Source organism: Wolbachia endosymbiont of Drosophila bocki (genome assembly GCF_028982005.1).
In the GTDB taxonomy this organism is placed as follows: domain Bacteria; phylum Pseudomonadota; class Alphaproteobacteria; order Rickettsiales; family Anaplasmataceae; genus Wolbachia; species Wolbachia pipientis.
On the sequence record NZ_JAPQLG010000104.1, the window covers coordinates 1 to 10,226 of the forward strand.

Sequence of the window (10,226 nt, forward strand, 5' to 3'; positions counted from 1 at the left end):
AGATATACCTCTTTCTTAACTATGCTTATCTTACCTCATATTTTCGAGATCCTTAACAGGTTCTTAGGAAGGGGAAATATTTTGTTTGAAATATGCTCAAAGGTAAGCGCATTTAATTAACTTAAGAGGTGGGAAGTGACAAACAAAAAGTTATTGAATGACAAAATTAATGCTTTTTTAGTTTTAATAGTTTATATTTTAGCTCTGTATAACAGTAAGGGATACTTTAAATGGGAGATGCTTTTTTGATGTCAATGGAATCTTCTAAGGGCAATAACGATAGAAATAAACAGTTTCTAGTGCAAATAGCTGCTTGGTTAGTAGACAACACTGGTTTAACTTTTAATCAAATAGCACAATGTTGCAGATTGGCCCTTGAAGAAGTACAAGACATAGCTGATGAGGAAATAGAAGTAGAAAAATATAACCCTATTATTTCTGGAATAATTACTGAAAAAGAAATCGATGATTGCAAAAAAAATTCAAATCGTGTACCAAATTTGATTATAAAAAATATAAAAAAAAGAAGTAAAGCGATTGGTAGCATTCTTGGCTTTGCCTCTACGGCAAGACGTAGAGATAAACCTGATGCGATTTATTATTTAGTAAAAAAATTTCCTATCTTGGACGATAACGTTATAGCTAAATTAATTAGTACAACAAATTACACAGTTGAGCAGGTAAGAGATGGATCTCATCATAACATGCAAAATATAAAACCCCAAGATCCTGTACTACTCGGCTTATGTAGTCAAGAAAATTTAGAAGCAGAAGTGGAAAAAGCAAAAGTAGAAGAGGAGAAGCAAGAAAGGTTAAAAAAATATAAAGAATAGCTATTGAAAATCCTCAAATTTTTGTGTTTTGTTAACATTAAATTAACTTGACTTGCTAGTGTTTATTAGTATAATGTAAGTAAAGTACGGGGTTTAATGATAATTAAGCTTAGTACGCACTGAAACTAACTCAGCCTAATTTATTATCTTGTAGTCACATTTTAGGTTAGTAAGCATCAATTAAAATTTTTCGAGGATTATGACAACAATCAATGAAGATGTTTTGGCAAAAGGAAAGGTTACAGCTCAACCTGAAAAAAGTGAGCAAATTTACAATAACGATACAGTAAAACAGATGGTCAATGAAGGTACTGAGAAAAACAGAAAAACATTAGATCTGAGCGAATTAAAAGAGAAAACAGCAGAAGAATTGTTAGAGTTAGCTGAAGAAAGAAAAATTTCAACTAACGGTAAAAGCAATGGTAGAATGCTAAAGCAGGAAATAATATTCAGCTTAATGAAAAAAATGAGTGAAGAAGGAGGCATAACCACAGGGAGTGGAATAGTGGAAATGTTGCCTGATGGTTTTGGTTTCTTACGTTCAGCAAGTGCAAATTATGCCCCAAGTACCGATGATGTTTATATTTCTAACGGGCAAATAAAGAAGTTTAATTTACGTACAGGAGATATGGCATATGGAGAAATAAGGCCACCTGGTGATAAAGAGAGATATTTTACTTTAACTAAGGTTCAAAGTATAAACTCTACTGAAGTAAGTGAATTAAGAAAGTACGTCCATTTTGATAATTTGCTTCCTCTTTATCCTGAGGAAAGCATAGTACTTGAGTGTAATAATGGTGATGATAAAAAAGGCTTAAGCATGCGTGCTATAGATATAGTAGCTCCTCTTGGAAAAGGGCAAAGAGCGTTAGTAGTTGCTCCACCTCGCACAGGAAAAACTGTATTGCTTCAGCAAATGGCTAACTCTATAGCTATAAATCACCCTGAAGTAGAATTAATAGTGTTACTTATAGGTGAAAGACCTGAAGAAGTAACAGATATGATACGTTCTGTAAAAGGTGAGGTAGTAAGTTCTACGTTCGATGAGCCTGCTTACCGTCACGTACAGCTTGCTGAAATAGTAATAGAAAAAGCTAAAAGAATGGTTGAGCATAAAAAAGATGTGGTAATTCTACTTGACAGTATTACTAGACTTGCACGTGCTTATAATGCGGTTATTCCTTCGTCTGGGAAAGTTCTAACTGGTGGTGTAGATTCAAACGCACTGCAGAGACCAAAACGCTTTTTTGGAGCAGCTCGTAATATTGAGAATGGGGGTTCTTTAACTATAATCGCCACAGCTCTTATAGAGACTGGTTCAAAAATGGATGAAGTTATTTTTGAAGAGTTTAAAGGTACAGGGAATGCTGAGATCATACTTGATAGAAAACTTTCTGATAAACGTATATTTCCAGCTATTGATATTACAAAATCCGGAACAAGGAAGGAAGAGCTATTAGTTGATAAGGCTATACTAAATAAAATATGGGTGGTGCGTAGGATACTCAATCCTATGGGACCCGTTGAAGCAATGGAATTTTTACGTGACAAACTACTTTTAACAAAGAGCAATGCTGACTTTTTTAACTCCATGAATCACTAAAAGTAAGCCAGTTATGATGGATATGCTGAGCAAAAAGTAAAACGCTCTTATAGCTAAAATAGTTTGGATTTACCAAAATATATTTATAGTTAAGTTGGCAATTTACCTTAAGTTAGCGCGTGACACTGGAATGACACCCTTGGTGGCAGACAGCTAAAGGAAAATATCAACTAGGTTTATAATCTATCACTACCGTGTTTGCAATTTTGTCGTGAAAAGCTTGTTTATGTTCATCACCTACTGCACATACTAAAACTAAGATTAGTATAGCTAAGAATAAAATGGGATTACAAAGTGATATGCAATAAATTATAAAAAGAGCTATAGTCCTTTTCATTGCTTGCATTGTAGTGATTGACTCAAATGTATCTTTGTCTTTTACACGCATGCTAAATAACAAGTGTCCTGGAGTGCCGCCAAATTTTACTAGCATGAATATATGAAATATACATGGTATCATTAAAAATAAAGAAAATACAATCGTGGTGATTACAATTATTGCACCCATGATCCCTTGTATTGCGTGTGTAAGTGAGAAACCCACCGCCATTAAACCAAATGGTATTGCGATAAATAAAATACAATCAACTATAAATGCTAGAGTACGTCTTGTCATCGTTGAGTAGTTTACTTTTTTATCCATGTACTACCTATAAAGAAAAATATCAACTAGATTTATAGTCTATCACTACTGTTTTTGCAATTTTATCGTAAAAAGTCTGTTTGCGTTGATCAAATACTGCAAACAAAAATAAAATTAGCACAATTAAAAGATATAGAAAAGTATAACCATGATAATGCAGACGAAGCAAAAAGCGAAAAATAATCCAGATGCTTCCCTTAGAAATACATCTTATTGTTGCTTGCATTAGGGTAGCATTTGTAAATGTATTAGCATTTTTAATATGCATACCACACAATAGTTTTCCTGGGGTACCACTAAGTTTTGTTATCATTAATATTTTGAATACTGTTAGTACTAATGTTGAGGTCGTTATATAAGCTACAAGTGATATTGTTGTTACTAGTTGTTCAATTTCCTGAACAAAATCTTCATCACTTAATAACATAAATACAACATAGATAAAATCAGGAGAAAATATGAGAAAGTCAAGTACTTCTGCCACAATACGCCTTGCAAACCCTACATAATTTACTTTAACATTTATTTCAGTATTCATAACCCCACCTATATTTCATAATATCATCATATAATATAAAAATACGTTATTAAATAACCGTAAATATACTAATTTGGGTAATATTAGCTACTTGTGTCACTCTATTATTTGAATTAACATTAAATCATTTACAGTTAGGGAAGTTATGTCAACACCAATCACAGTTGCATATGGCGACGGTATCGGGCCAGAAATTATGGAAGCGGTGCTGTCGATATTGCACGAAGCAGAAGCGAAAATCTCAATAGATATTATTGAAATAGGTGAGCGTGTTTACAGTAAAGAATGGTCTCACGGAATTTCTCCAAGTGGTTGGGAATCAATTGAAAGGACAAAAATATTATTAAAATCTCCGACAACAACTCCTCAAGGTAAAGGCCACAAAAGCTTAAATGTAGCGCTCAGAAAGAACCTAGGGTTATATGCAAATATCAGACCATGCATTTCATATCATCCTGTTATAGAAAATAAATTCGATAAGTTTGATATCGTAGTAATACGTGAAAATGAAGAGGACGTTTACACCGGAATAGAGCACAGGCTCACTGGTGACTCTTACCAATGCACTAAAATTATTACTAGATCCGGCTCAGAAAAAATATGCAGGTACGCTTTTGAATATGCAAAAAAACATAGTAGAAAGAAGGTAACTTGTCTTACTAAAGATAACATAATGAAAATGACTGACGGAACTTTCCATGCGGCGTTTGATCGTATTGCAAAGGAATACCCGGACATAAAGGCAGAACATTATATAGTCGATATTGGGATGGCACGCGTTGCCACAGAACCGGAGAATTTCGATGTTATAGTAACCGAGAACTTATATGGCGATATATTATCGGACATTGTGGCGCAAACCTCTGGATCTGTTGGACTCGCTGGAAGTAGCAATATAGGTAATGAATATGCAATGTTTGAAGCAGTGCACGGTTCTGCTCCTGATATTGCAGGAAAAAACATAGCTAATCCTTCTGGACTTTTGAATGCTGCAGTGCATATGTTGGTCTACATCAGTCAAGTGAGTACTGCAAAACTAATTTACGATGCATGGCTCAAGACTTTGGAGGATGGAATACATGCCGCCGATTTATATAAAGAGAAAAAGAGTAAACAGAAAATTGGTACCAAAGAATTTGCAGAAGCCGTTATAGATAATCTAGGAAAAAAACCGAAAACATTATCTGAGCTTACAGTCGGTAGCAGTACAAATAGCAAAATAAGTGAAATACAAAATAGCTATGAACAGGACTATAAAACCAAAAAGCTAGTAGGTAGTGATATAGCGCTTGCTTGGGACAAATCCAGCAACTTTGACCAAATAGTTAGGTTATTTGAATCGAGTAATCTGCAAATGATAGCAATATACTCAAAAGGTCTTGCGATTTGGCCAGGAAACTCAAAACCTTCAAGTGATCAAATAACCTGTAGGTTTATCGCAAATAATGAAAAGCAAGCTATTACAAATAGTGATGTGAATAACTTGCTAATCAAACTTGAAGAACACAATTTTGACGTGGTGAGAATGGACAAATTGTATTTGTATGATGGGAAAGAGGGGTTCTTTGTTTAAATATTTAAAAGAGGTGTGGTAAATGAAATGGACTCAAAAAAAGTAGAACTAATATTTGAAAAGTTTCAACAATCAAATCCTGCGTCAAAAATAGAGCTAAATTATACCAATCATTTTACGTTACTGGTTGCGATAGTTTTATCAGCGCGGACAACTGATGTAAGCGTTAATAAAATTACAAGAGAACTATTTAATATCGCTGATACGCCAGAAAAAATGCTGAGCTTTGGGCAGAGTGAGCTGAAAAAATGCATAAGCAGTATTGGTTTATATAATTCCAAAGCAAAAAATATAATTGGGCTTAGTAAAATATTGGTAGAACGATACAACAGCAAAGTACCTACTAATTTTGATGATTTGGTGTCTTTGCCTGGAGTGGGGAGAAAGAGCGCTAATGTGTTCTTAAATTCGGGGCTTGGCATTCCAACATTGGCAGTTGATACTCACGTTTTTAGAGTGAGCAATAGAATTGGGCTTGTGAAAGAAAAAGATGTGTTTAAAACAGAGCAATCTCTTTTAAATGTGGTTCCCAAAAAATACCTGCTTTATGCTCATCATTGGCTAGTTTTGCATGGTAGATATGTTTGCAAAGCACAGAAACCTTCGTGTGAAACGTGCATAATTCATGATTTATGTGAATTTGAGTGCAAAAGGTATAAAGTCTAGTATTTCTTCTTTTGTCATCCAAGTAGCTATAGAAACGAAAAAACTTACTTGACACATTTTGCTGGAATGATACAAGTCATTATTCAAACAACAGTTATGCAAGAGATCTGATTACATCTAAGCTAACAATGGACCACTAGGTATATTACTAACCACGTTGACCTGATTCAATATTTTATTAGTGGGATTGAAATAATTTTCTATAAATTCCTTATATATAGCTGTTAACTTGTGTATATCGTTTACTGATACGCATTCGTTTATCTGATGTGCAGTTTTGTTGATTATACCAAATTCAATCACTGGACAAACATCTTTGATAAACGCAGCGTCAGATGTGCCACCACTTGTGCTCAACGCAGCATCAATACTGGTAAATTTATTTATTGCATCAAGCATAATATCAGTATTCCTATCGGGAGTAGAGAGGAAAACGTCCCTGCTGCTATGCATAAAAAGCTTATAATCGTTGGTTACACTAGAGCATATTTCATCAATCAGCTTATATAAGCCACCCGGTGTTTGTTCATTGTTATATCGAATGTTAAAACGTGTAGTTGCTGAGCCAGGTATTAGATTGCTAGTATTATTTCCAACATCGATAGTAGTAACTTCGCAATGTGAAGGCTGAAAATATTTATTACCATGATCAAAAGTAGTATTTTTTACCTTACTCAATGTCGATATTACCTTATATATTGGATTGTCTGCTAGGTCTGGGTAGGCAACGTGCCCTTGTTTTCCATGGCAAATTAATTCAAATGTTACAGAACCTCTTCTGCCTATTTTTATGGTATCACCTAATTTCTTACTACTGGTTGGTTCGCCAACCACACAAAAATCTATCTTTTTCTGCTTATTTTTCATCCATTCCAAAACTGCCTTTGTTCCATATTCTTCCATGCTTTCTTCAGCACTGGTAATCAATGCACTTATCGAACCATTAAATTGAAACTTCTCTGCAATCAAATTTACCATAGCAGCAATAAATGCAGCTACTCCGCTTTTCATATCAGCGGCCCCTCTTCCATATAGCATTCCATCCCTCACTTCTGGATTAAATGGACCAAATGCCCAATCTTTTAACTGACCCGGTGGTACAACATCAACGTGCCCAGCAAAGCACAAATTTGGTACTCCATTTATATATTTCGCATAAAGATTTTTAACTTTATCACCAAATTCTAAAATCTCACAATCAAAGCCGCTCTTCTTGAAGATTGTTGCTATATACTCTATTGCCCCGCTGTCTTCTGGTGTTATACTCTCAAAAGAGATCAATTTCCTAGTTAGCTCTACAGGGTCAATTTTCATGTCAATCTTAAAATACTTATACTGCTATATTGTAAACACTCTATGCACTATTTAAAACAAATATTACATCAAACTGAACAAACTTTTCTAAGGGAAGTAATAACAGATTACTACCTTGCTGATGATATCTATGAAATATGCACACGACACGGAAATGACGTCTTTCTAGTTGCAGATAAAAATACAGCAAAACTTTTAAACAAAAACGTACTTAATAAAATTCCTAACTTAATTATTCCAGCTCCACCTGTCATTCCAGCGCGTGACACTGGAATCCATAAGTTGTTTTCCTGGATCCCAGTGTCAGCTACTTGCATGACACCAAGCAGAGCTGCCTCTCTTGAAACCGTAAATCTAGTTAGAAACAAAGCAAAAGACAGTGACTTAATAGTTGCATTTGGTAGCGGCATTGTTAACGATATCTGCAAATATGCAAGCTACCTCGAGAAAAAAGATTATATATCGTTCCCAACAGCCGCTTCTATGAATGGATATACCTCTGCAAATGCTTCAATATTAGTAAATGGATATAAAAAATCGTTCAAAGCACATCTTCCAAGAGCAGTATATATAGATATAGACATACTTGCCAATGCACCACTGCGTCTCACATTAAGCGGATTTGCAGATTTCATTTGTCGTTCAACAGTTCAGGCTGACTGGCTACTATCTCATTTGTTGCTTGGCACAGAATACAATGAATTACCTTTTACACTTGTTCGCGATTTGGAGCAAATTTTGCTAAGAGAGTATACGGCGCTTACTAAAAGAAGTAGAAAAGTGGTCCTATTACTTATGGAAGTTCTACTAATTTCAGGACTTGGAATGGTAATATCAAAAGGCAGCTATTCTGCAAGCCAAGGAGAGCATATGATAGCTCACGCAATGGAAATGGTAACAAGAGATCATTCCTTACTACATGGCGAAAAAATTGCTGTTACGACGATTACCATGGCTAATTTGCAGGAAAAGATATTATCAATACAAAACCCGATTATCAAACCGACCACTTTAGATGTAAAACATATAACTCAGTGCTTTGATAATATCGAATTTGTAAGAACTTTTGAACAGAAGCAAATTATGCAGCAAAAAATCCAAGAGATTATTTGTAAAGAATGGCATAATATTTCCAGTTTAATTAAGCAAAATTTACTACCTGCAAAACACCTGCAAAAAATATTTGAAGATCTATCAATTCCACACTTACCAGAGCACCTCGGTTGGAATAAAGAACAATATTGTAAAGTGGTCGATCTTGCGTTTACAACAAGAGATAGATTCACCTTTCTTGACTTAGCTAACTGCACAGAAGAAAGTTAAGTTTTGTAGTGAAATTCTGTCATTTAAAGAGATCATAGGCCAAAAGCTAAACCCTTTTCACAATCTCTTATCCATTGTCTCCTCACCTGAGTGGATATACAACTCATTCCAAGTAACTGACACTGGGTTTCACCAATAGCACTGCTTTGCTAAACATAGTTTAGTTCGAGTGGCTGAGGAGGGACTTGAACCCCCGACCAAGAGATTATGATCCTCCTGCTCTACCAACTGAGCTACTCAGCCTAATTAAAAACCTTATTATACACACGATCTATATGTTTCGTATAATACTTCAAATCAAACAAAGATTCAAGTTTTTCCGAGTTAATAACCTTAAGTAAGGGTTTATCTTGTTTCAATTCGGCCAGAAAATCACTGTTGTTTTGTTTCACTTTCATTGCATTGCTCTGAACAATTTTATACGCCTCTTCCCTCGCCAAACCACTATTTACTAACTCAAGCAATACACGCTGTGAGAAAACTAAACCTTTTGAAGAATTTAAGTTCTTTTCAATGTTTTCCTTATTGATCACCAATTTATCTATCAAATCTGTTAATCGCACTAAAGCAAAATCCATTGTTATACAAGCATCAGGAGCAATGCATCTTTCCACAGACGAGTGTGATATATCGCGTTCGTGCCACAATGCAACATTTTCTAACGCAGGAAAAACATAACTGCGTATTAAACGTGAGAGTCCAGTCAGATTTTCACTTAAAATAGGATTACATTTGTGTGGCATAGCAGAGCTTCCCTTCTGCCCAGTGGAAAAATGCTCAGAAATTTCGCCGATTTCAGTTCTTTGCAAATGACGAATTTCAACAGCAACATTTTCTATTGAGCTTGCAATCACTCCCAAAACTGAAAAGAACATAGCATGTCTATCACGAGGAATGACTTGAGACGATATGATTTCAGGTATGAGTCCTATTTCTTTCGCTACATATTCTTCAACAAACGGATCAACATTTGCAAAATTGCCTACTGCACCTGATATTTTACAAATAGAGATCTCTTTTTGCGCGCTAATTAATCTCTGATAATTGCGTTTAAATTCAGCATAAAATCTGGCAAATTTTATTCCAAGAGTTGTTGGTTCTGCATGCATTCCGTGACTGCGTCCAACACAAACAATATCTTTATAGTCCTCAGCTTTTTTTTTCAATGCTGCAAGTAAATTTTTTAGATTCTCGAGCAAAATATCACAGGACTCTTTCAGTTGCACCGCAAGGCATGTATCCAAAACATCAGAACTTGTCATTCCATAATGAAGATAACGAACATCAACTCCCGCTTTTTCAGCAACATATGTCAGAAAAGCTATAACATCATGTTTTACAATGGATTCAATTTCGTTGATACATTCAACATCAAATTCAATAGCACCAGAGAGGTTCTCAGCAATATTATTCGGAATCACTCCTAACTTTGCTTGAGCTTCACACGCTAATTTTTCTATTTTAAGCCATATATTAAATTTATTATTTTCCTCCCAAATGGAAGACATTTCTTTTCTGCTATAGCGGGGAATCATTTTTGATTTATTCCAATAATGGTGTCATTCCAGTGCGTGACACTGGAATCCAGATATAAAAGTATTTGCAAATTATTCAATGGACAACGGATTCTAGAAGCATAAAATAATGTCCATGATGAAATAAACTGGATCCCAGTGGGCTTTGTTGCATCGCTCTTCGGATAGTAGGTAACGTACAATAAATTCATGAAGCTA

10 protein-coding genes and 1 tRNA gene are annotated in these 10,226 nt (G+C 35.0%); 5 read left to right on the forward strand and 6 right to left on the reverse strand.

Translation table 11 applies throughout. The features are described 5' to 3' along the window. The first annotated feature begins 230 nt into the window (after positions 1-230). Positions 231-833, forward strand: a complete 603-nt coding sequence (locus tag OZD61_RS02145; protein WP_274979679.1) for a cell cycle transcriptional regulator TrcR — start codon at positions 231-233, stop codon at positions 831-833. Positions 834-1,032: 199 nt separating this feature from the next. Continuing rightward, the gene (gene rho / locus OZD61_RS02150; protein ID WP_274979680.1) at positions 1,033-2,436 is read left to right on the forward strand and encodes a transcription termination factor Rho; all 1,404 of its coding nucleotides are present in this window, start codon (positions 1,033-1,035) and stop codon (positions 2,434-2,436) included. 166 nt (positions 2,437-2,602) lie between these two features. On the opposite strand, the gene OZD61_RS02155 is transcribed toward rho, so the two are convergent. Both OZD61_RS02155 and OZD61_RS02160 read right to left on the reverse strand, forming a co-directional pair. Continuing rightward, a complete protein-coding gene (locus tag OZD61_RS02155) occupies positions 2,603-3,079 on the reverse strand; it encodes an RDD family protein (protein WP_006279800.1) in 477 nt (158 codons plus the stop codon). Between the two features lie 22 nt (positions 3,080-3,101). Further along, positions 3,102-3,617 (reverse strand): RDD family protein, encoded by a 516-nt coding sequence (locus OZD61_RS02160; RefSeq protein ID WP_274979681.1) that lies wholly within the window; start codon positions 3,615-3,617, stop codon positions 3,102-3,104. Positions 3,618-3,762: 145 nt separating this feature from the next. On the opposite strand from OZD61_RS02160, the gene icd reads away from it, so the two are divergent. Together icd and nth are read left to right on the forward strand one after the other, a co-directional pair. Further along, complete coding sequence (gene icd, locus OZD61_RS02165; protein WP_274979682.1) at positions 3,763-5,190, forward strand: isocitrate dehydrogenase; 1,428 nt, start codon at positions 3,763-3,765, stop codon at positions 5,188-5,190. Between the two features lie 27 nt (positions 5,191-5,217). Next, a complete protein-coding gene (gene nth, locus OZD61_RS02170; protein WP_274979685.1) occupies positions 5,218-5,856 on the forward strand; it encodes an endonuclease III in 639 nt (212 codons plus the stop codon). Positions 5,857-5,973: 117 nt separating this feature from the next. On the opposite strand, the gene dapE is transcribed toward nth, so the two are convergent. Further along, positions 5,974-7,170: a succinyl-diaminopimelate desuccinylase gene (gene dapE / locus OZD61_RS02175; protein WP_274979683.1), complete on the reverse strand. Its 1,197-nt coding sequence runs from the start codon at positions 7,168-7,170 to the stop codon at positions 5,974-5,976. Positions 7,171-7,212: 42 nt separating this feature from the next. Here dapE and OZD61_RS02180 point away from each other — a divergent pair, with 42 nt between their 5' ends. Then, positions 7,213-8,493, forward strand: a complete 1,281-nt coding sequence (locus tag OZD61_RS02180; RefSeq protein WP_274979684.1) for an iron-containing alcohol dehydrogenase — start codon at positions 7,213-7,215, stop codon at positions 8,491-8,493. Between the two features lie 170 nt (positions 8,494-8,663). Here the strand turns inward: OZD61_RS02180 and OZD61_RS02185 are convergent. From OZD61_RS02185 to OZD61_RS02195, 3 genes are all read right to left on the reverse strand, one after another. Continuing rightward, positions 8,664-8,736, reverse strand: a tRNA-Met gene (locus tag OZD61_RS02185). Then, positions 8,736-10,028 (reverse strand): adenylosuccinate lyase, encoded by a 1,293-nt coding sequence (gene purB / locus OZD61_RS02190; protein ID WP_038250082.1) that lies wholly within the window; start codon positions 10,026-10,028, stop codon positions 8,736-8,738. Before purB ends, OZD61_RS02185 begins: the two co-directional genes overlap by 1 nt. Beyond that, positions 10,025-10,219 carry a hypothetical protein gene (locus tag OZD61_RS02195; RefSeq protein WP_274979686.1) on the reverse strand — a complete coding sequence of 65 codons (195 nt, stop codon included), beginning with the start codon at positions 10,217-10,219 and terminating at the stop codon, positions 10,025-10,027. The genes purB and OZD61_RS02195 overlap by 4 nt, the downstream gene beginning before the upstream one ends. Between the last annotated feature and the right edge of the window lie 7 nt (positions 10,220-10,226).

Excerpts from the sequence above, each read along its gene's own strand:
- OZD61_RS02145 (WP_274979679.1), top strand. The coding sequence starts at position 231 with ATGGGAGATGCTTTTTTGATGTCAATGGAATCTTCTAAGGGCAATAAC.
- rho (WP_274979680.1), top strand. The coding sequence starts at position 1,033 with ATGACAACAATCAATGAAGATGTTTTGGCAAAAGGAAAGGTTACAGCT.
- OZD61_RS02155 (WP_006279800.1), bottom strand. The coding sequence starts at position 3,079 with ATGGATAAAAAAGTAAACTACTCAACGATGACAAGACGTACTCTAGCA.
- OZD61_RS02160 (WP_274979681.1), bottom strand. The coding sequence starts at position 3,617 with ATGAATACTGAAATAAATGTTAAAGTAAATTATGTAGGGTTTGCAAGG.
- icd (WP_274979682.1), top strand. The coding sequence starts at position 3,763 with ATGTCAACACCAATCACAGTTGCATATGGCGACGGTATCGGGCCAGAA.
- nth (WP_274979685.1), top strand. The coding sequence starts at position 5,218 with ATGGACTCAAAAAAAGTAGAACTAATATTTGAAAAGTTTCAACAATCA.
- dapE (WP_274979683.1), bottom strand. The coding sequence starts at position 7,170 with ATGAAAATTGACCCTGTAGAGCTAACTAGGAAATTGATCTCTTTTGAG.
- OZD61_RS02180 (WP_274979684.1), top strand. The coding sequence starts at position 7,213 with ATGCACTATTTAAAACAAATATTACATCAAACTGAACAAACTTTTCTA.
- purB (WP_038250082.1), bottom strand. The coding sequence starts at position 10,028 with ATGATTCCCCGCTATAGCAGAAAAGAAATGTCTTCCATTTGGGAGGAA.
- OZD61_RS02195 (WP_274979686.1), bottom strand. The coding sequence starts at position 10,219 with ATGAATTTATTGTACGTTACCTACTATCCGAAGAGCGATGCAACAAAG.